The sequence below is a fragment of the Agromyces humatus genome (assembly GCF_021228295.1).
Classification (GTDB): domain Bacteria; phylum Actinomycetota; class Actinomycetes; order Actinomycetales; family Microbacteriaceae; genus Agromyces; species Agromyces humatus.
Map to the genome: position 1 here is coordinate 121,372 of NZ_JAJQPD010000007.1, position 21,276 is coordinate 142,647.

Genomic DNA, 21,276 nt, shown 5'->3' on the forward strand with positions numbered 1-21,276 from the left:
CGTGCCGAGGCATCCCGCATCGAACGCGTCTGCGATCCCGGACTCGACGGGTGCCGGCGCGGCGATGCGTCCCAGCAGCCGACCGGCGGGAAGAACTCGATGCGGCCCATCAGCTGCCCGCGGCGCACTCCCCTCACAGCACCGCGGCATCGGCTCGCCCTCGCGGCCGTTCGACGACGCGAATGCCGAACTTCCTGACCTCCTCGACCCACAACACGAGTGATGCCATCGCCGCGCACGCCAGCCAGTGCGTGCCGTCGAGCGCGGCCGTGCCGAATGCCACCTGCAGGGGCGGCAGCGAGACGACCGCCACCTGAAGCACCACGCCGAGCATGACGGCGCCCCACAGCCATGCGTTCGAGAACAGCCCCCGGAACGCACTCGACGTGGCCGACCGTGCGTTGAACGCGGTGATGAGCGCCGCGAACACGAGCGTCGTGAAGCCGGCGGTTCGGGCCACCTCGAGGGTGTCGGTGCCGCCGGGGATCAGCCCGCCGGGCAGGAAGATGTCCATCGTGAGCAGTGTGACGACCGAGATGACGAGGCCGGTCACGGCGATGCCGATCCACATGCCGGTGTCGATCGCACGATCGTGGATCCCACGCGGAGGCCGCGCCATGACGTCGTCGATCTCGGGGTCGACGCCCATCGCGAGCGCCGGTCCCGAGTCGGTGACGAGGTTGATCCAGAGGATCTGCGTCGCCAGCAGCGGCAGCACGAGTCCGCCATCGGCCGCCGCAGTCAGCCCGAGCACCCCGGCGAACACGATGCCGAAGAACACGGTCAGCACCTCGCCCATATTCGAGTAGAGCAGGTAGCGCAGGAACTTGCGGATGTTGTCGAAGATCACCCGGCCCTCGCGCACGGCGTGAACGATCGTCGCGAAGTCGTCGTCGGCGAGCACCATCTTCGCCGCCTCCTTCGTGACCTCGGTGCCCGTGATGCCCATCGCGACGCCGATGTCGGCGGATTTCAGCGCCGGGGCATCGTTCACGCCGTCGCCGGTCATCGCGACGACCTGCCCGTCGGCCTGGAGCGCGTCGACGATGCGCAGCTTGTGCTCGGGAGCGACCCGCGCGAACACCGACACGGAGCGAACGGTGTCGCGGAGCTCCTGCTCGTCCATGTCGTCGAGGCGGGCTCCCGGAAGGGCGATGCCGTCGTCGGCGATGATGCCGAGGTCGCGGGCGATGCGCGCGGCCGTCGCGGGATGGTCGCCCGTGATCATGATGATCCTGATTCCGGCGGCGTGCGCCTCGGCGATCGCCGGTCTGGCCTCTGGGCGCGGAGGGTCGATGATGCCGACGACACCGGCATACACGAGGTCGTGCTCATGCGACTCGTCGATCAGCGGACGGTCCTCGCCGCCCGAGATGTTCTGGAGCTCGGGTGCCGGACGGTAGGCGACGCCGAGCGTGCGGAACGCGGCATCCGACAATTCATCGACGTCGGCGAGGGCCCGTGCCCGGCGTTCGGCGTCGAGCGGCACCGTTGCATCGCCGACCTGGAGGCGGGAGCAGTGCTCGAGCAGCACGTCGGGCGCTCCCTTGCTGAAGAGCAGTACCGCGCCGTTCTCGTGCCGATGTGCCGTCGACATCATCTTGCGTTCGGAGCTGAACGGCACCTCGCCGACGCGGCCGTAGTGAGATGCCCGCTCCGCGGTGCCCTCGAGCTTGCGCACCGCCACGAGGAACGCCGCCTCGGTGGGGTCGCCCTGGATCTCCCACTCACCGTCGTGCTCGGCGAGTTGGGCGTCATTGGCGAGCGAGCCGGCGCCGAGCACGAACTGCGCCTCCCCGTGCAGTCCGTCGTCCTCGCCGAGCTCGCCGCCGCGACTCGTCGCGCGACCGACGGGCGCATAGCCCACGCCGCTGAGGTCGACCGTGCCCGATGCCGTGACGACCCGCTCGATGGTCATCTGGTTCGTCGTGAGCGTGCCGGTCTGTCGGTGCAGATGACGGATGCCGACCCCAGCGTCTCGACGCTCGAGAGGTTCTTCACCACGGCGTTCCGCTTCGCCATGCGCTGCACGCCGAGCGCGAGCACGACCGACAGCACGGCGGGCAGGCCCTCGGGCACGGCTGCGACCGCGAGCGAGACGCCGAGCAGCAGCACCTGCACGAATTCGGCGGGCGTGCTGATGCCCTCGATGAGCGCGATCGTGACCATCACGACGATCGCGATGACGATGACGATGCGGGCCAGCATCCTGCCGAGGTGGTTCACCTCGTTCTGCAGCGGGGTCGGCTCCTCCGCCGTCTCGTCGAGCATCGTCGCGATCGCGCCCATCTCGGTGGACATGCCGGTCGATGTGACGATCGCGCGCCCCGTGCCGCGGTTCACCGCCGTTCCCTTGTAGACCATGTCGGTGCGGTCGCCGAGCGGAATCGACTCGGAACGCTCGATGGTCGTCGGATGCTTCTCGACGGCGGAGCTCTCGCCGGTGAGGGAAGCCTCGGCGATGCGCAGCGCGTTCGCGCGGAACAGCCGGCCGTCGGCGCCGACCTGGTCGCCCTCGGCGAGCACGAGGATGTCGCCGGGCACGAGTTCGGCGCTCGGCACGGTGACGAGTTCGCCGTCGCGCAGCACCGTCGACTGGGCACGGGTCATCACGGCGAGCGCCGCGACCGCCTTCTCGGCTCGGGCCTCCTGGATGAGGCCCAGCGCGGCGTTCAGCAGGATGATCGCGAAGATCACGATCGCGTCGATCGGCAGGCCCTCGGCGCCCTCGATGATCCACGCGACGAGTGAGATGGCGACCGCAGCGAGCAGCAGCACGATCAGGGGGTCGGTGAACTGGGCGAGGATGCGCCGCCACAGCGGGTTGCGTTCGGTGCTGCGCAGCTCGTTCGACCCGATCGCGGCGAGCCGTCGCGCGGCCGCGTCGCTCGAGAGGCCACGATCGGGATCGACGCCGAGCGCACTCGCGACGGATGCGGCATCGGTACGGACCGGGTCGGGGAGGTCTGACAGGTCGATGGCCGCTTCCGGAAGGTTCGCCATGTCTTCATCCTCAGTTGCCGCGACGATTCCCACAACCGAACGGAATACCCCATGGGGGTATATGGTTGTGCGGAGTGACGACGGAGGACACTATGAACATGACCCGCGACGACATGCACGAGCACCATGGTGACGACGGCGACGGCCACCACGCTCACGAAATGCACGCGACCGACACCGTGCCGAACGGGCACGACGCGCACGTCGGGCACGACGCGCACGCCGGACACGACATGCACGCCGGACACGACATGCACGCCGGACACGACATGCACGCCGGGCACGGCGGCGGCCACGGCGACCACGTCGGCCAGTTCCGCCGCCTGTTCTGGATCATGCTCGTCATCGCGGTGCCCACGATCTTGTTCAGCCCGATGTTCGCCGACATCATCGGCTACTCCCTGCCCGACAACCCGCTGATCCCGTGGATCTCCCCCGTGCTCGGCACGGTGCTGTACTTCTGGGGCGGCCGCCCGTTCCTCACCGGCGCCTGGTCGGAGCTCAAGGCCCGCAAGCCCGGCATGATGCTGCTCATCGGCCTCGCCATCACCGTCGCCTACTTCGCGTCGCTCGGTGCGACGCTCGGCCTGCTCGACCACCGCCTCGACTTCTGGTGGGAGCTCGCGCTCCTGATCGTGATCATGCTCCTCGGCCACTGGATCGAGATGCGCTCGATCGCGGCGACCTCATCGGCGCTCGACGCGCTCGCGGCGCTGCTCCCCGATGAGGCGGAACGGGTGGTCTCGGCGGGCTCGACCGACGAGGGCGACGGGACATCCGTCATCGAAACGGTCGCCCCCTCGGCGCTGCAGGTCGGCGATCTCGTGATCGTGCGTCCCGGCGGACGCGTTCCAGCCGACGGCGAGGTCGTCGACGGAACCGCGGCGGTCGACGAGTCGATGATCACGGGCGAGTCCGTCGCGGTGAGCCGCGGCCCCGGCGACCGGGTCGTCGCGGGCACCGTGGCGACCGACACCGCCCTGCGGGTGCGCGTCGCGGCGGTCGGCGACGACACCGCGCTCGCGGGCATCCAGCGACTCGTCGCGCAGGCTCAGGCGTCGACTTCGCGCGCACAGCGCCTCGCCGACCGTGCCGCAGGGTGGCTGTTCTGGTTCGCGCTCGGCGCCGCCGCCGTCACCGCGATCGCGTGGACGCTCGCGGGCAGCCCCGACGATGCCGTCATCCGCACGATCACCGTGCTCGTCATCGCCTGCCCCCACGCACTCGGGTTGGCGATCCCGCTCGTCGTGTCGATCGCGACCGAGCGGGCGGCCCGCGGCGGCGTGCTCATCACCGACCGCCTCGCCCTCGAGACGATGCGCACCGTGCAGGCCGTGCTGTTCGACAAGACCGGAACGCTCACGAAGGGCGAACCCGCCGTCACGAACGCCGCGGTCGCCCCTGGCCACGCGCTCAGCATCGACGAGCTGTTCGCCCTCGCGGCGGGCGCCGAGGGCGATTCCGAGCACCCGCTCGCCAAGGCGATCGTCACCGAGGGCGCCCGACGCGGCGTCGCCGGCCGACCAGCGCACGACTTCGAGGCGTCCGCCGCGATCGGCGTGAGGGCGCGCGTCGACGGGCGAATCGTGCAGGTCGGCGGGCCGGGCATGCTCGAGCTCGTGGGTCGGCCCCCGCTCGAGGCATCCGTCGCGTGGGCGCAGGCCGGGGCGACGGTGCTGCACGTGCTCATCGACGGCGAGGTCGCCGGCGCCATCGCGCTCGCCGACGAGGTGCGCCCCGAATCGAAGCAGGCCGTCGACGCGCTGCGCTCGCTGGGCGTGCAGGTCGTCATGATCACGGGCGACGCCGAACCCGTCGCTCGCACGGTCGCCGCGCAGCTCGGCATCGACCGGGTCTTCGCCGGGGTGCGCCCCGAAGACAAGGCCGCAAAGGTGCAGGAGTTGCAGCACGAGGGGCTGTCGGTCGCCATGGTCGGCGACGGCGTGAACGACGCTCCGGCACTCGCGCAGGCCGATGTCGGCATCGCGATCGGCGCAGGCACGGATGTCGCGATCGCGTCGGCCGGCGTCATCCTCGCGTCATCCGACCCGCGTTCGGTGCTCTCGGTGATCGAGCTGTCCCGCGCGAGCTATCGCAAGATGAAGCAGAACCTGTGGTGGGCCGCGGGCTACAACCTCATCTCAGTGCCGCTCGCCGCGGGCGTGCTCGCGCCAGTCGGGTTCGTGCTGCCGATGTCGGTCGGTGCGATCCTGATGTCGCTCTCGACGATCATCGTCGCCGCGAACGCGCAGCTGCTGCGCCGGCTCGACCTGCGGCCCGAGGCGTCGACGCGCGCGGTGCTCGCCCGGGCGCGCTGAGCCGCGGCGACGGCCACCGCCCGGGACATCCGCTGCTCGGGCCGGTCGCGGGGGCTCCCTCCCGCCACGCGACCGTCGCCGCCGGGCACGCACCAGAGTCCGGTGTTCCGCTGGAGTGATCGAATTCGCATACTCCAGCGGAACAGCGTCACTCCGGCGTGAAGATTGGAGGCGCCGACGTCAACGCGCGTCGGGCGTGAGTTCGCGCGCCCGGCACAGCAGTGAGCGCAACGCGTCGAGGTCGACGTCAGCAGCGGTCGCGAACGTGATCGCCGCCGAGCCGACCTTGACCTTGCCGAGCCGATCGGCCGCCGCCTTCACCAGGTAGGCGCCGTCCTCGGCGGCATTCACGTAGATGCTCAGGTGCCGCTGCTGCGCGGCGAGGCCCACGAGGAACCACTCGACCGAAGCGCCGCGCGGCCGCGGCTGGCTGATTCCGCCGTACCCCACGATGAGCTGGTCGGTGCCGCCCCACATCGGACCCTCCCACATCACCCGCTCGAGCCCCGCGAGCTCGGCGGCGATCAACTCGTCGAGCGCACGCATATCGTCGCCCTGCCTGCCCTCGACGCCCCTGAGGAAGGTGTCGACGTCGGTGTCGGTGCGTTCCATGCGACCATTCTGCCCCTGCGACGGATGTCCCGTGCTCGGGCATTCATTCGCAATGCAGGACCACAGCCCCGCCACCACGCCTATGCGAGGGCGCCACCCCGCTCATCCTGCGCCGTGGACGCACTCGGGCGCGGCCCGTGACGCCCAGCGAGCGTCATGCCAGCATGGGTCGAAAGAATTTCTCGATCGATGTCGATCCGGCCCATCCCTGTTCGACGTCGAAGTGAGGCGGGCACTCACGCTCGCTCCCGAACAAGGAGAGACGACCATGAAGTACATGCTGATCATGCGGGCCAACGACGAGGGCTACGCGGCATACGACGAGCTCGACTTCACCGAGATCATCGCCGCGATGGGCGCGTACAACGAGTCGCTCATGAAGGCGGGCGTGCTGCTCGCCGGCGAGGGGCTCGCCGACGCCAAGGAGGGCTTCGTCGTCGACTTCGACTCGACCCCGCCCGTGGTCACCGACGGCCCCTACGCCGAGGCGAAGGAACTGTTCAACGGCTTCTGGATCATCCAGGTCTCGAGCAAGGAGGAGGCCGCGGAGTGGGCCAAGCGCTGCCCGCTCGGCCCCGGTACGCGCCTCGAGGTGCGTCGCGTCAACGAACTCGAGGACTTCCCGCAGGACAACGAGTGGATCCAGAAGGAGGCCGGCTGGCGCGAGGAGCTCGAGGGCAAGGCCGCCGGCACGAACGGCTGATCCCATGACGACCGACCCGGCTGGCGGGGCATCCGTTTCCCCCAATCGTTCCGGGGGTGCATTCCCGCCAGATCCGCCCGCGACACGCGGTGTGGATGGCGCAGAAGCACCCCCGGAAGGAATCGATGCGACGGATGTCCCGGGCGCGGTCGATGCGGCGGACGCCGACGCCGCCGACCGTGCCCGACGCACCATCGCCGCGGTGTGGCGCATCGAGTCGGCGCGAATCGTCGCGACCCTCACGCGCTTCGTGGGCGACGTCGGCCAGGCCGAGGATCTCGCGCAGGAGGCCCTCGTCGAGGCGCTCAAGCAGTGGCCCGACGAGGGCGTCCCGCGCAACCCCGGAGCCTGGCTCACCGCGGTCGCGAAGCGCCGCGCGATCGACGGTTGGCGCCGGCGCGAGCGGCTCGACGAGCGCTACGCGGCGATGGCCCGCGACCTCGAGCAGCAGGGCGGCGAGGCATCCGACACCTTCTGGGACCCCGACACGATCGACGACGACATCCTGCGACTGATCTTCGTCTCGTGTCACCCGGTGCTCTCACGCGAGGCGCAGATCGCGTTGACGCTGCGCATCGTGGGCGGCCTCTCGAGCGACGAGATCGCGCGGGCGTTCCTGGTGCCGACCGCGACGATCCAGCAGCGCATCGTGCGCGCGAAGAAGACCCTCGGCGCGGCGAAGGTGCCGTTCGAGGTGCCCGAGCCGAACGAGTACGCCGAGCGTCTCGGATCGGTGCTGAGCGTGCTCTACCTGATCTTCAACGAGGGATACCTTCCCGCCTCGGGCGAGCAGTGGGTGCGACCGGATGTCTCGGCCGAGGCCCTGCGGCTCGCGCGCGTCGTCGCGGGGCTGATGCCGAAGGAGCCCGAGGCGCAGTCGCTCGTGGCGCTCATGGAGTTCACCGCGTCGCGCTTCGCGGCGCGCACGGCGCGTGACGGAACGCCGATCCCGCTCGACCAGCAGGACCGCTCCCGGTGGGACCGTGCGCAGATCGCCAGGGGCTCTGCCGCCCTCGCTCGCGCCGACCGCATCGGGCGGGGTCGGGCGTCGTACGGGCTGCAGGCGGCGATCGCCGAGTGCCATGCGATCGCGCCCACGGCCGATGAGACCGACTGGGCCCGCATCGCGCTGCTCTACGAGGCGCTGGGGCGCCTCGCACCGTCACCGGTGGTCGAGCTGAACCGGGCCGTCGCGGTGGCGATGTCGACGGGGCCGGCCTCGGCGTTGCGCATCGTCGACGACCTCGCGGGCGGAGGCAGGCTCGCCGGCTACGCGCCCCTGCCGGCGGTTCGCGGCGAACTGCTTGCACGGCTCGGCCGCACCGCCGAGGCGCGCACCGAGCTCGAGCTCGCGGCGCGCCTCACGGGCAACGAGCGCGAGCGCGACGCCCTGCTCGCCAAGGCCGCGGCGCTCGACGCCCGCGCCTGACCCCGTGGGTTGAGCAGGCGCGTCAGCGCCGTCTCGAAGCCCGCCCCGCACTCACTGGTTTCGAGACGGTCGCTTCGCTCCCTCCTCAACCCGCCGAGATGACCCGGGCCTCGCGCTTCGCGCGCCGACGCTCGCGCCCGCCCTCGACGAGGTCGTACAGCGAGGGCAGCACCACGAGGGTGAGCGCGGTCGACGACACGAGGCCGCCGATCACCACGAGCGCGAGCGGCTGCGAGATGAAGCCGCCGGTGCCGGTGATGCCGAGCGCGAGTGGCAGCAGCGCGAAGATCGTCGCGAGCGCGGTCATGAGGATCGGCCGCAGGCGTCGGGATGACCCGTGCACGAGCGCGTCGCGCACGTTCATGCCCCGGTCGCGGTACTGGTTCACGAGGTCGACCAGCACGATCGCGTTCGTGACGACGATGCCGACGAGCATGAGCACGCCGACGAGCGATGCGACGCCGAGCGGGATCCCGGTGATGACCTGCAGCGCGATCGCACCGGTTGCCGCGAACGGCACCGACACGAGCAGCAGCAGCGGCTGCAGCAGCGAACGGAACGTCGCCACCATGACGATGTACACGATGAGGATCGCCGCGAGCAGCGCGATGCCGAGTTGCGAGAACGACTCGGTCTGGTCGGCGGTGACGCCGCCGAGCGACGCGGTCGTTCCCGCGGGAAGGTCGACCGTGGCGACGGCCGACGAGACGGCGGTGCTCGCGGTGCCGAGGTCGTCGCCCGACGGGGTCGCCGACACGGTCGCGCTGCGCAGCCCCTGCACGGTGGTGACCGAGGCGGGCCCGTCGACCTCGGCCACGGTCGCGAGCGTGTCGAGCCGCACGAGCCCAGTGGGCGTCGGCACCTCGAGCGCTGAGAGCGTTGCGATCGTGGTCGGCGGATTCTCGGTGGCCAGGTAGATCGTCAGCGTCTTCTCGTCGATCACGACCGAACCAGCGGTCTGCGGCGCCATCGCGGCCGACACGAAGCCACCGAGCGCGACCTCGGAGTAGCCTGCGGCCGCGGCATCCGCTCGGTTCACCTCGACGGCGATGTACGGGCGCGACTCCGACAGGTTCGACGACACCTGGGTGATCGAGTCGACGCCGCCGAGTTCGTCGACGACGGCGTCAGTTGCCGTCTGCAGGTCGACGGCGTTCGACGCGGTGATGTCGACTTCGATGTCGTTCGACGCGCCGAACCCGCTCGCCGCGGTGAGAGTGACCTCGCCGACGTCGTCGAGCTCGTCGACCGACTCGCGCACCGAGGCCTGCAGCGCCTCTTGATCGGCGTCTTCATCGGTGGTGACCGAGTAGGTGATCGTCGCGCCGCCCCCGCCGAATGCCGCCGCGAGCGGGCTCGAGCCGGTGCCGATCGAGGTCTGCACGATCTCGACGCCCTCGGTGCCGCGGATCGCGTCTTCGACGGGCTCGGATGCCGCATCCATGGCGTCGAGGCTCGTACCCACGGGCAGCTCCTGCGAGACCTGGAACGTGTTCTGCCCTGACGATCCGAGGAAGTTCGTCTTCATGAGCGGCGTGAGCGCGACCGTGCCGGCGAGGATGAGCACCGCGACGATGATGGTCACGACGCCGTGCTTGAGCGTCCACTCGATGATCGGAAGGTAGCCACGCTGCAGGCGCGACGGGTGTTCGAGTTCGTCGACGGTGCCGGCGCGGGCGGGCCGATCGGATGCCCCGACGGCGGCCGGCGCGTCAGACGTCGCGGTCGCAGCGGCGGGCGCGGGGCGAGCGGATGTCGCATCCGCGTCGCCCGCGGAACGACCGAGGCCGGCCTCACCGTCGGGTCCGCGAAGTTCGGGCGCGAGCCACACGTCGTCGACGAACGCGGCCGCCGCGAGCTCGGCCTCGTCTTCGTGCTTGTGCAGCTTCGCGGGCTTCAGGAACCAGTATGCGAGCACGGGCACGATCGTGAGCGACACGAACAGCGACGCGACGAGCGCGATCGTCACGGTGAAGGCGAACGGGCGGAACAGCTCGCCCGTGACGCCCTCGACCAACGCGAGCGGCACGAACACGGCGACCGTGGTGATCGTCGACGCGGTGATGGCTCCGGCGACTTCGCGTACCGCGTGCACGATGGTGGCGGCCTTGTCGACGCCGTCGACGAGGTGGCGTTTGATGTTCTCGATGACGACGATGGAGTCGTCGACGACTCGGCCGATGGCGATGGTGAGCGCGCCGAGCGTCAGGATGTTGAGGGTGTAGTCGGCCGCCTGCAGACCGATGAACGTGACGAGTACCGACGTCGGGATCGAGATCGCCGTGACGAGCGTCGCCCGGATCGAGAGCAGGAACACCAGGATGACGATCACTGCGAACACCAGGCCGAGCAGGCCCTCGGTCGCGAGTGACTCGATCGATTGCTCGATGTAGGGCGCCTGATCGAACACGACCGTGAACGACGCGCCGGGATTCGTGGTGTCGAGCGACGCCTCGAGGTCGGGCAGCAGCGCCGTGACGGCGTTCGACACCTCGACGGTGTTCGCGGCGGGCAGCTTGGTGACCGAGATCGTGAGGGCGGGCTCGCCGTCGACGCGCGAGATGCTCGTCACCGGGTTGTCGGCGAGTTCGACGGTCGCCACGTCGGCGATCGTCGCGGCCACGGGAACCGCGACCGTCGTCGCCGCGCCGACGGCAGCGTCGACGCCCGGAACCCCGGCACCGGTGTCGGGAAGCCCTTCGACTCCCTCGGCACCGCCGCCGGCGTCGGGCGCCGGCTGCTGCTGGGTCGCGCCGACCACCGGCAACTCGGCGATCTCATCGACGCTGCCGAGCCGCGCGCCCGTCTGCACCGCGAAGGTCGAGTCGCCCTCGGTGATCGAGCCGGCCGGTACGAGCAGGCCGTTCTGCGCGAGCGCGTCGCGGATGGCCTGCTGGGTGATGCCGAACGCGGCGAGCTGAACGGGGTCGGGCGTGATCGTGACGCGTTGGCCGATCTCGCCGATGAGCGTCGCGTCGCGCACGCCGTCGACGTCGGTGATCTCGGCGAGGGTCGTGCGTTCGATCTCGTCGGAGAGGGAGCTGATGTCGTCGACCCCGGTGACGGCGATCTGCAGCACGGGGAAGTCGTCGAGGCTGAGCGCGATGACCTGGGGGTCGAGGTCTTCGGGAAGCTGGCCGGCGATGCGGTTCACCGATGAGAGCAGCTTCTGCTCCGCGAAGGCGAGGTCCGTGCCGTAGGTGAAGCTCGCGGTGACCCGTGAGAGGCCCGTCGAGCTCGTGGTCGAGGTCGATTCGAGCCCGGTGATGCCCTGGATCGCGGTCTCGATCGGCGTCGAGACGTCGGTGTTCACGATGTCGGGCGACGCCCCCGGGTAGCTCGTCACGATCGAGAGTTGCGGGAAGGCGATCGACGGCGCGAGCTCCTGCTTGAGGCTCGTCAGCGAGATGCCGCCGAAGATCGCGACGACGACCGTGACCAGCGCGATGAGCGCGCGGTTCTTCATGCTGAGCGCGGCGAGCAGATGCATTGGTCGATTCTCGCAGCCGCGACCCCCGCGAATGTCACCGGCCGGCGAATTTCGGGGGTTCTCCCCCGCTGAGAGCGAAATCGACGAACGGGTGGCGGACGACGCTCGTCGTCCGCCACCCGGATTGCATGCCGAGCGCGCTCGGCTCAGAAGCGCTCTGCCGCCGATCCGAGGCGCAGGAACACCGTCTCTCCGGTCGCGTCGTTCAGACCGTCGTTGTCGGTCACCGCGTACACCTGTCCGTCGCCGCCGATGGTGAGGCCCTCGAGCTTCTCCTGCGTCCAGCCGTCGATCGACTGCAGTTCGGGCAGCACGTCGATCGCGACCGTCTTCTCGAGCACGGGGAGTCCGCCCGGAGCCCCGAGGCCCGTCACGCCCGTCACACCGCCGACCTCGACGGTCGAGACGCGCTTGATCGCCGCGCGCGGCCCGTTGAGCTTGTCGCGCTCGATCACCGCGAGAGTGTCGGCGTCGACGGCGGTGATCTCGGACAGGCCGAGCCAGTCACCGGCCGCGGAGGTCGCCTCGAGTTGGTAGCCGAACCACGTCCAGGCGCCGCTCGCCACGTCGTAACGGCCGATGCGGGTCACACCGTCGCCGTCGATGGGTTCGGCCGCCCCGGCGGGGTCGCTCCACAGCGGGCGCTGCACGGCCACGTACACGACCTCGGCGCCGGAAGCGTCTGTGGTCGCCGTGACGCCCTCGAGGCCCCACTTGCCGATGTGCGCGGTGATCTCGGCGGGCAGCGCGACGGTCTCGACCACCGCTCCCGCGGCATCGGTGCGCACGAGCGAGTTCGCGGCGCCGGCGGCGCCCTCGCTCGCAAGCCAGTAGCCGCCCTGCGGGCGGGCGAAGAGGCCCTCGACGTCGAGGTTCGCGGGGCTGCCCCCGTGCGTCACGACGAGCGAATCGGTGATTCGGGCTTGGGCGCCCGTGACGTCGACCGTGAAGATCGTCGACGGCTTCAGCGCGTTGTCGCTGGCCGCGAAGATCGTGCCCGGGTCGGCCGGGTTCGCCGAGAGGGCGCTGAGCGCGAGCCAGCCGATCGCCTCGCCGTCGACCGAGTCGCTCACGATGCTCGTCCGGCTCGCGACATCCGAACCGAAGGCATAGACGTTCACCGCCGCACGCACGCCGGCCGACGCCTCGTCCTCTTCGCTCGAGACGACGAGCAGGTCGCGCGACGGGATCGGCAGGATGCCCTCGGGGCCGTTCGTCGCGAAGAGGGTCTGCACGAACTCGGGGCTCGTCGGGTCGGTGAGGTCGTAGACGACCACGATGTTGCTGCGCTCGCTCGCGACGAACGCGTACGTCGTGCCACCGAATTCGGCGATCGCGAGGCCCTCGGGCTCGGGGCCCTTGTTGTCGGCCCGGCCGTCGTTGTAGACGCCGTGCGCGACCGCGAGCTGCTCGAAGGAGCTGCCTGCGTCCCAGACGACCTCGCCGGTGCGCACGTCGAAGATCGACCAGCCGCGCGTGCCGCCGAAGAGGTCGCCCTCGTTCGCCGTGGCGACGAGGTTCGCACCCACCCAGCCGAGCGAGTCGGGCTCGCGGGGCACGTCGACGAGCGAGTCGGTCGCGCTGATGACCTTGTCGTCGTCGGTGTCGAAGCCGTCGGCGGTCACGGTGCCCGTCGAGAAGGCGCCCGTGAGCCTGCCCGTGCGCACGTCGATGAGCGCGATGCCGTTGTTCTCCTGCAGCGTCACCGCCAGTTCGCCCTCGCTCGAGAACGCGACGTACTCGGGCTCGGGGTCGGTGGCGCCGTAGAGTCCGGCGTCGGCGAGGATCGCCTGCGCGGCGCGGGTGTCGAATGCGACGGGCCGCGCCTTCCAGTTCGAGGGCTTCGAGGGCGTGAGCTTGACGACCTGCACGAACCCGCCCGGAGCCTGGGGCATGCCGCCCTCGACGCCGTCGACCTCGATGTCCTCGTCGCGCTGGTTCTCGATGGCGATCGCGGCGTACGTGCCGTCGGGTGAGATGGCGATCGAGTCGGGCTGGCCGCCGAGGTCGATGCTCGCCACCCGCTCGCGATCGGAGAGCCGCAGCACGTCGAGCCGGCCCTTCGGAGCGGTGAACGCGCCACCCGTCTCGTCGATGACGACGAGCACGTGCCCGCCGACGATCGAGACCGAGGTGGGCTGGTCGTCCTCGTGGCCGAGTTCGGCGAGCGAGACGGTGCCGAGCCCGACCGGCGAGCCCGGGTCGGTGACGTCGAGGAAGCCGATGCGCTTGCCGAGCGCGTCGGTGTACACGACCGTCTTGCCATCGGGCGACGCCGCCGAGATCTCGGCGACCGTCTCGTCGGCCGGGTCGACGCCGGCGGGCACGTTCAGGTAGACGGGGTAGGTCGCGGTGCGCGCGAACCCGGGTGCTGGGTCGGCTGCCAGGGCCGGCACGGCGCCGAGGGTGCCGAGTGCGACGACGGATGCGGCGGCCGCGGCCGTGCACCGGGCGAGTGTTGCTCGCTTCATGCGGAGATGCTCCTGTCGGGTGAGAGATGTACCCGGTCAGCGTGCTCCCGCCCGGCGACAGCGCGGTTGCCGCGAGGTGAACGGATGTCGCGAGTCCGACGAGTAGGGTTCGGCCATGGTCTCCCCGCTGAGGATTCGGGCCGCGCGAGCCGCGGACGCGGCCGAGATGGCGCGCGTGAACGTGCGATCGTGGCGCGAGGCGTATCGCGGGCTGATGCGCGACGAGGTCCTCGATGATCCTGAGCTGCCGCGGCTTCGCGAACGGTTCTGGACCACCGTCCTCACCGACGAGCGCTACCGCGCGAACCGCGTCGCTGTGGCCGAGCGCGGCGACGAGGTCATCGGCATCGCGATGACGGCCCCTCCGCAGGACGCCGAGGGGCCGTGGGACGCGCAGCTCTACGTGCTGTACGTCGTCGAGGTCGAGCACGGCTCGGGTGCGGGCGCCGCCCTGCTGGATGCGGTTCTCGGCCGGAGGGAATCGGCCGTGCTCTGGGTCGCGGACCCGAACCCGCGGGCGCAGGCCTTCTACCGCAAGCACGGGTTCGTCGCCGATGGCATGGCGAGCGTGGAGGAGGGCGTGCGCGTGATCCGGATGGTGCGCAGCGGCCTCGCCCCGATCGGGCTCGGCCTGGCCGCGCTCGGGCGCCCCGCGTACATCACCACCGGCCGTCGGCTCGACCTCGGCGGCGACCGCACCGTCGCCGTGATGCGGAAGCACGCACACGACATGCTCGACGCGGCATGGGCACGTGGCATCCGATTCATCGATGCGGCCCGCTCGTACGGTCTCGCCGAGGAGTTCCTCGGCTCGTGGCTCGCCGAGCACCCCGAGCGCCGCGCCGAGCTCACGATCGAGTCGAAGTGGGGCTACGAATACGTCGGCGGATGGCAGATGGACGCGGAGGTGCACGAGCGCAAGGAGCACTCACTCCCGATGTTCGAGCGGCAGTGGCCCGAGACGCTCGCCGCGCTCGGCGCCGCGCCCGGGCTGTACCTGATCCACTCGCTCACGCCCGGCAGCCCGGCCCTCGGTGACGCGGCCCTGCTCGATCGCCTGCGCGCGCTCGCCACGACCGGGGTGCGCGTCGGCATCTCGACGAGCGGGCCGCGCCAGGGCGATGCGCTCGACGCCGCCCGCGAGCTCGAGAACTCACCGTTCAGCGCGGTGCAGGCGACGTGGAACCTGCTCGAGCCGTCGGCCGGCCCGGCACTCGCACGCGCGCATGACGCCGGATGGTTCGTGGTGGTCAAGGAGGCGGTCGCGAACGGCCGGCTGAGCCCCGCGGGCGCGGCCGGCGAGCCAGCCGCTGCCGACTTCGCGGCATCCGATGGGCAGTCGATCGATGCGTTCGCGATCGGCGCCGCCCGGTCGCAGTCGTGGTGCGACCTCGTGCTCTCGGGTGCGGTCACGCGCCGCCAGCTCGACTCGAACCTCGCGTCGCGAGCCCCGTCGACGGATGTCGCAGCCCTCGCCGCGCTCGCCGTGGATCCGGCGGTCTACTGGGCTGCGCGCGGCGCGCGCGACTGGACCTGATGCCGGGTCCGGATCACCACGAGCCGAGTCGTCCGCGAAGCTGACGCGTAGACCTCGGTGACGCGGGCGCCGGAGAATCTCCGCCTACCGAACACGCGCACGAGCGGGGATCGCGTCAGACCACCGACGTCAGCAGGCCCTGGTCTTCGGGCACCGGCGTCCGCGAGAGCGAACGCCACGCTCGCGCGAGTGCCTGCACCGCGGCATCCGTCGTCTCGGCCGGATAGCAGAACGGCAACCGCAGGAACCGCTCGAACGCACCGTCGATGCCGAATCGCGGCCCTGCCGCGATGATGAGGCCCTGCGCGCGAGCGGCGAGCGCCAGCTGCGAGCTCACGGGCGCGCCGAGGCCGACCCAGGTCACGATGCCGCCATCGACATGCGGTACACGCCAGTCGGGGAACGCGTCGGCGAGCAGCCCCTCGAGCCGAGCGCGGCCGGTGCGCAGCTGCTCGCGGCGAAGGTCGAGGATGTCGTCCATGCGCTCGAGCAGGCGCGTCACGATGAGCTGCTCGATGATGGGCGTGCCGAGATCGCCCGGCGAGCGCACCGAGAGCAGGCGCCGGATGAGCGGCCGGTCGGCACGGATCCACCCCACCCGCATGCCGCCCCAGACCGTCTTGCCGACGGAGCCGACCATGACCGCGTCGCCGTACGCGGCGAGCGGCAGATACGATGTCGCGCGATCGATGTCGAGCTCGGCGATGGTCTCGTCGGCGATGACGACGGTGCCCTGGCGAGCGGCGGCGTCGAGCACTCGCTCGCGCGTGCCGACGCTCATCGAGCGCCCGGTGGGGTTCTGGAAGTCGGGCATGAGGTACGCGGCGACCGGGTTCGAATGGCGGATGGCCCGGGTCATGGCCTCGACCTCGTCGTCGAGGTCGTCGGGGTCGGTGTCGAGGCGGTCGGTATCGAACGGATCGGTGTCGTGGGGATCGGCGTCGGCGGGCGTGACCGAGACCTGGACGAGCCGCGCGCCTGCCGCGCGCAGGGCCTCGTACGCGTGCGGGTAGGTCGGTGCCTCGATGAGGGCGCGGTCGCCTCGCCCGACGAGCGCCCGTGACAGCAGGGCGATCGCGTGCTGCGCGCCGATGGTCACCATGATCTGCTCGGGCGTGGTCGGCAGGCCGCGCGCGGTGTAGCGGTCGGCGATCGCCGCGCGCAGTGCCGGGGTGCCGATGGGGTCGAACCCCGAGTCGGCGAGCTGGCCCGGCAGGTCGTCGAGCGCGGCACGCGCGACGTCGGGCAGCCACGGCAACGCGGGCGGGGCGGCCTTCGAGAAGTCGATGTACTCGGCGTCGGGCGGCGCGGGCAGGGTCGCGGGGATGCCCGGCAGCCGTGCGACGCTGCCCGAACCCCGCACGCTCAGCACGAGCCCGTGCTCGCGCAGCTCGCGGTAGGCCGCCGTCACGGTCGTTCGGCTGAGCCCGAGCCGCTCGGCGAGGTCGCGCTCGGCGGGCAGCCGGGTGTCGACGGGGATGCGCCCATCGAGGATGAGCAGGCGCACGCGCTCGGCGAGCGCCTGATAGGCGCTGCCGGCGCCGCGCCACTCGCCGAGGAGGGTATCGAGGGCACGGGCACTGAGGGTGGACTCCGCCATGCGAGCCACTTTATCGCAATTGGCTTCTTGCCATAAGGCCAATCGTGGAATTGGATTGCATCATGCCACGCTTCACCCTTCCCCGGTCCACCGATTCCGCACCCGTGCTCGTGCGCCGCTTCGTGCAGCTCTTCGCCGGGCTCTTCCTCTACGGCATCGGCATCGCCCTCATCGTGCGCGGCGAGCTCGGGGTCGCCCCGTGGGACGTGCTCACCCAGGGCATCGCCAAGCAGACCGGCCTCGGCTTCGGCCTCATCACCGTGCTCACGAGCGGCGTCGTGCTGCTGCTCTGGATCCCCCTGCGCCAGCGCCTCGGCTTCGGCACCGTCATGAACGCACTGCTCGTCGGCCCCGCCGCCGACGTCGGCCTCTGGCTGATCCCCTCGGGCCTCGACCTCTGGCCGCGCATCGGCCTGCTCGCCGCGGGCATCCTCGTGCTCGGCGCCGCCACCGGCCTCTACATCGGCGCTCATTTCGGCCCGGGCCCGCGCGACGGGCTCATGACCGGGCTGCACCGCGTCACCGGCTGGAAGATCTGGATCGTACGCACCGGCATCGAGCTCATCGTGCTCACCGCCGGCTGGCTGCTCGGCGGCAACGTCGGCATCGGCACGGTCGCGTTCGCGTTGCTCATCGGCCCGATCTGCGGGTACGCGATCCCCCTGTTCGCGATCAAGCGCGGCTCGCGCACCGAGCGCAGCGTGCGAGCGGATGTCCCGGCCCGGGCATCGCGCGCGGTTCCCACGCCCCGCGCGACCGCGGTCGTCGAGTAACCGCGCTCCGGGACATCCGCTCGCCCTGACGCGCACGGCAATGGCCCCCGAGGCCGGGACACCTCGGGGGCCATCGCGCGCTTTCTACAGGTTGCGGTCGGCGTAGGCCGTCATCGCGTCGCGCACGAACCCAGCGCCGGCCTGGCCGCCGTAGTTCGCGCCGAAGCGCTCATCGGCCACGTACATCTCGGCGAGACCGACGAAGTACTCCTTCGTCGGGCCCTGCCCGTCACTGCCGGGCGTGCCCGGAATACCGCGCAGCCACTCGAAGTGCCGCTGCGCGAGCGCCTGCGCCTCGTCGCCAGTCGGGTCGATGCCCCGTTCGGACGCCGCGATCCAGTCGCGGTTGAGCTGCGACACCCGCTGCTGCCAGTCCGTCTTCTCCTCGGCGCTCATCGAGCGCCACCACGCATCGCTCTTCGCGTACGCGTCCTTGCCCCAACGCTGCTCGACCTCCTCCTTGTACTGAGTGTGGTCGAAGCCGTCGAACATGTTCTCTGCCATGAGTCGTTCACCTCCTTCCAGTGCTCCGATGGTGTTCACGACCGACGCGATCTGCCGCGCCAGTCGCTGCTGCTCCTGCCTGAGCCACTCGAGGTGGCTGCGCAGGGCGTGCGGGGCGCTCTCCTCACGGTCGAGCACGTCGCCGATCGCGGGGAGTCCGAGCCCGAGTTCGCGCAGCAGCATGATGCGCTGCAGGCGTACGAGCGCCGGCTCGTCGTAGTAGCGGTAGCCGTTCGACCCGATGCGCGCGGGCGTGAGCAGCCCGATGTCGTCGTAGTGACGCAGTGTGCGGCTCGTCGTACCGGCGAGCTTCGCGATCTCCTGGATCGACCAGTCCACGACGTCCTCCTTTTCGCTCTCGCGGCCTTCGGACCGTTCTCGACCCGACACCTGCCACGGTAAAGCTTGACGCCACGTCAATGTCAAGCGCCGCGACATCCGCCCGCCCTTCTGCTCGTTCAGGGGATTTTGGCGACTCGCCGTCTGGGGCGCCTCGTCGCACGGCGTGTCACCCAAATCCCCTGAACGAGCAACACACGACATCACACTTGCGCGGCCGGGCAACGCGATATATCGTGTTACCAGAAGCCCAACGCGATATATCGCGAATGAAGGAGAGAACACGACATGTCCATCGAGAAGTGGGTCATCGCCCCGGGCGAGTCCCGGGTCATCGACCTCGAGCTCGTGCGCAAGCTCAAGGTCAGCCTCATCGGCGGCAAGGTCGATGTCATCGCGCACGACGAGCCCGGCGCGCGCATCGAGATCACGGGCGTCACCGGGAAAGACCTGAAGGTCGAGATCGACGGAGACGTGCTCGACATCGACCACCCGCAATTGCGGTGGGACAACTTCATCGAGGTCTTCAAGGGCTGGGCCGGCAGTGCCAAGGCGCAGGTGTCGATCCTCGCGCCGCGCCACGTCGTCATGAAGCTCGGCATGGTCTCGGGCGACACGCTCGTCTCGGGCTTCGCCACCGATGCGAAGCTCAGCACCGTCTCGGGCGACCTCGTGCTCGACACTCACGAGGGCGATGTCGAGCTCTCGAGCGTCTCGGGCGAGATGTCGGCCGGCAACCACATCGGCCGCATCACCGCGCACTCGGTCTCGGGCGACATCGTCGCCACCGGAGACGTGCGCTCGTTCAGCGCCGACACCGTCTCGGGCGACATCGTGCTCGATTCGTTCGGCACACCCGACAAGGTCGACACGAACACCGTCTCGGGCGACCTCACGGTTCGCTTCGACGCGGGCAGCGGGGCTCGCTACCGCATCAACACGGTGAGCGGCACGGTGCTGCTCGACGACACGACCATCAAGGGCATGCTCGGCAAGGGCTTCGAGCGCGTCACCGGTGAGCTCGCCGGCCAGTGGCTCGACCTCGGCGCGAACAGCGTGTCGGGCTCGATCTCGGTCATGCGTCGCGAGATCCCCGCGAACGAGCGAGCGGATGCCGCGGGCCACGCACACGACAACAGCTCGGCTTCCACGGGGGCGGCCGACCCCGAGGCGTCGGCATGACCCCGCCGGTCTTCGCCCACGGAAGCCTGCGCCTCTACCTGCTGGCGCTGCTCGACGAACAGCCGCGCCACGGCTACGAGCTCATCCAGGCGCTCAGCGACCGGTTCGGCGGCACGTACAGCCCGAGCGCGGGAACGATCTACCCGCGCCTGTCGAAACTCGAAGAGGAGGGGCTCGTCTCGAAGACGACCGACGGGCGCAAGACGGTCTACGAGATCACCGACACCGGCCGGGCCGAGCTCGACGCCCGCCGGCACGAGCTCGACGCGATCGAAGACGAGGTCACCGATTCGGTGCGGCGGCTCGCCGACGGCGTGCGCGCCGAGGTGAATGACGCGATGCGGTCGTTGCGGGCAGAGCTCGCGAGCGCCGCGCGCGAGGCGAAGCGCCAGGCCAGGACCGCTTCGGCGAGCTCCGCCGACACGACGGGCGCCGGCAGCGGCGGCGCGGCGTTCAACCTGCAGGCAGAGTCGAATCGTGCCGTGCACGAGGCCGACCTCGTGCTGAACGAGTTCCGCCAGCAGCTTCGCACCGATCTGCGTACGCAGGCGCACCGGGGGCGGGTGTCTCCCGAGTCGGTGACCCTGCTGAAGGCGCGGCTCGCGCAGGTGCGCGCCGACGTGCTCGCGACGCTCGTCGACCGCTGAGGTCGGCCGAACTGCGGGTTGAGGAGCGCCCGACGAAGGAGTGCGCGTCTCGAAACGCGACGTGCGAGCATCCGGGTTCCCGACGCGCCGGCGGCGCTCCTCAACCCGCAGCCTGTTCGCGTGTCGGCGGTGAGTGCTTCGATGGGGGCATGGCAGACGTGCGACTGGTGCCCTGGTCCGACGACGATCTCGCCACCCTGCAGCGCGGCAACACGCCCGAGATGATGGCGAACCTCGGCGGGCCCGAGACCGATGAGGCGCTCGCTGCGCGCCACGAGCGCTATCTGCGGTTCTGGCGCGAGGGTTCGGCACGCATGTTCCGCATCGTCATCGAGGGTCATCCCGAGGGCGTCGGCTCCATCGGCTACTGGCGGCGAGAGATCCCGGGCGAGTCGAACGCGCTCGAATGCGGGTTCTCGGTCGAGTCGGCCTATCAGGGGCGCGGCATCGCGACCCGGGCACTGCTCGTCCTCATCGCCGACGCGCGCGCCCGCGGTGAGACCGGGCGCCTCTGGGCCTATCCCCGCGTCGACAATGTCGGGTCGAACGCGATCTGCGGCAAGGCGGGCTTCCGGCTCGAGGGGCAAGAAGAGTTCGAGTACCCGCCGGGCAATTGGCAGACCTCGAACAACTGGGTGTACGACCTCGCCGAGCCGTCGCCGTCGTAG

At 70.5% G+C, this 21,276-nt stretch carries 15 protein-coding genes; 8 read left to right on the forward strand and 7 right to left on the reverse strand.

The window, feature by feature from the left end:
• Positions 1 to 133 precede the first annotated feature (133 nt).
• Both LSF15_RS13120 and LSF15_RS13125 read right to left on the reverse strand, forming a co-directional pair.
• Positions 134 to 1,918 carry a cation-translocating P-type ATPase gene (locus LSF15_RS13120; RefSeq protein ID WP_232498990.1) on the reverse strand — a complete coding sequence of 595 codons (1,785 nt, stop codon included), beginning with the start codon at positions 1,916 to 1,918 and terminating at the stop codon, positions 134 to 136.
• Positions 1,915 to 3,003, reverse strand: a complete 1,089-nt coding sequence (locus tag LSF15_RS13125) for an HAD-IC family P-type ATPase (RefSeq protein WP_232498991.1) — start codon at positions 3,001 to 3,003, stop codon at positions 1,915 to 1,917. Before LSF15_RS13125 ends, LSF15_RS13120 begins: the two co-directional genes overlap by 4 nt.
• Before the next feature lie 98 nt (positions 3,004 to 3,101).
• Between LSF15_RS13125 and LSF15_RS13130 the strand changes: the two genes are divergently transcribed.
• The gene (locus tag LSF15_RS13130) at positions 3,102 to 5,321 is read left to right on the forward strand and encodes a heavy metal translocating P-type ATPase (RefSeq protein WP_372460002.1); all 2,220 of its coding nucleotides are present in this window, start codon (positions 3,102 to 3,104) and stop codon (positions 5,319 to 5,321) included.
• 180 nt (positions 5,322 to 5,501) lie between these two features.
• Here the strand turns inward: LSF15_RS13130 and LSF15_RS13135 are convergent, their stop codons facing one another.
• On the reverse strand, positions 5,502 to 5,933 hold the full coding sequence (locus tag LSF15_RS13135) for a DUF1801 domain-containing protein (protein WP_232498992.1): 432 nt from the start codon (positions 5,931 to 5,933) through the stop codon (positions 5,502 to 5,504).
• A gap of 268 nt (positions 5,934 to 6,201) precedes the next feature.
• Here LSF15_RS13135 and LSF15_RS13140 point away from each other — a divergent pair, with 268 nt between their 5' ends.
• A complete protein-coding gene (locus LSF15_RS13140; RefSeq protein WP_232498993.1) occupies positions 6,202 to 6,636 on the forward strand; it encodes a YciI family protein in 435 nt (144 codons plus the stop codon).
• 4 nt (positions 6,637 to 6,640) lie between these two features.
• The gene (locus LSF15_RS13145) at positions 6,641 to 8,065 is read left to right on the forward strand and encodes an RNA polymerase sigma factor (RefSeq protein WP_232498994.1); all 1,425 of its coding nucleotides are present in this window, start codon (positions 6,641 to 6,643) and stop codon (positions 8,063 to 8,065) included.
• A gap of 85 nt (positions 8,066 to 8,150) precedes the next feature.
• Here LSF15_RS13145 and LSF15_RS13150 read toward each other — a convergent pair whose 3' ends face one another.
• A complete protein-coding gene (locus LSF15_RS13150) occupies positions 8,151 to 11,555 on the reverse strand; it encodes an efflux RND transporter permease subunit (protein WP_232498995.1) in 3,405 nt (1,134 codons plus the stop codon).
• A 146-nt stretch (positions 11,556 to 11,701) separates the two neighbouring features.
• On the reverse strand, positions 11,702 to 14,026 hold the full coding sequence (locus tag LSF15_RS13155; protein WP_232498996.1) for an esterase-like activity of phytase family protein: 2,325 nt from the start codon (positions 14,024 to 14,026) through the stop codon (positions 11,702 to 11,704).
• A 115-nt stretch (positions 14,027 to 14,141) separates the two neighbouring features.
• Here LSF15_RS13155 and LSF15_RS13160 point away from each other — a divergent pair, with 115 nt between their 5' ends.
• Positions 14,142 to 15,563 carry an aldo/keto reductase gene (locus LSF15_RS13160; RefSeq protein ID WP_232498997.1) on the forward strand — a complete coding sequence of 474 codons (1,422 nt, stop codon included), beginning with the start codon at positions 14,142 to 14,144 and terminating at the stop codon, positions 15,561 to 15,563.
• A 115-nt stretch (positions 15,564 to 15,678) separates the two neighbouring features.
• Here LSF15_RS13160 and yczR read toward each other — a convergent pair whose 3' ends face one another.
• Positions 15,679 to 17,163 (reverse strand): MocR-like transcription factor YczR, encoded by a 1,485-nt coding sequence (gene yczR, locus LSF15_RS13165; RefSeq protein WP_232498998.1) that lies wholly within the window; start codon positions 17,161 to 17,163, stop codon positions 15,679 to 15,681.
• 62 nt (positions 17,164 to 17,225) lie between these two features.
• On the opposite strand from yczR, the gene yczE reads away from it, so the two are divergent.
• The gene (yczE, locus tag LSF15_RS13170) at positions 17,226 to 17,936 is read left to right on the forward strand and encodes a membrane protein YczE (RefSeq protein WP_232498999.1); all 711 of its coding nucleotides are present in this window, start codon (positions 17,226 to 17,228) and stop codon (positions 17,934 to 17,936) included.
• 84 nt (positions 17,937 to 18,020) lie between these two features.
• On the opposite strand, the gene LSF15_RS13175 is transcribed toward yczE, so the two are convergent.
• A complete protein-coding gene (locus tag LSF15_RS13175; RefSeq protein WP_232499000.1) occupies positions 18,021 to 18,779 on the reverse strand; it encodes a MerR family transcriptional regulator in 759 nt (252 codons plus the stop codon).
• A gap of 288 nt (positions 18,780 to 19,067) precedes the next feature.
• Here LSF15_RS13175 and LSF15_RS13180 point away from each other — a divergent pair, with 288 nt between their 5' ends.
• The 3 genes from LSF15_RS13180 (at position 19,068) to LSF15_RS13190 (ending at position 21,276) form a co-directional block, all read left to right on the forward strand.
• Entirely contained in the window at positions 19,068 to 19,961 is an 894-nt protein-coding gene (locus tag LSF15_RS13180; protein WP_232499001.1) for a DUF4097 family beta strand repeat-containing protein, read from the forward strand.
• Complete coding sequence (locus LSF15_RS13185; RefSeq protein WP_232499002.1) at positions 19,958 to 20,608, forward strand: PadR family transcriptional regulator; 651 nt, start codon at positions 19,958 to 19,960, stop codon at positions 20,606 to 20,608. Before LSF15_RS13180 ends, LSF15_RS13185 begins: the two co-directional genes overlap by 4 nt.
• Before the next feature lie 149 nt (positions 20,609 to 20,757).
• Entirely contained in the window at positions 20,758 to 21,276 is a 519-nt protein-coding gene (locus tag LSF15_RS13190; protein ID WP_232499003.1) for a GNAT family N-acetyltransferase, read from the forward strand.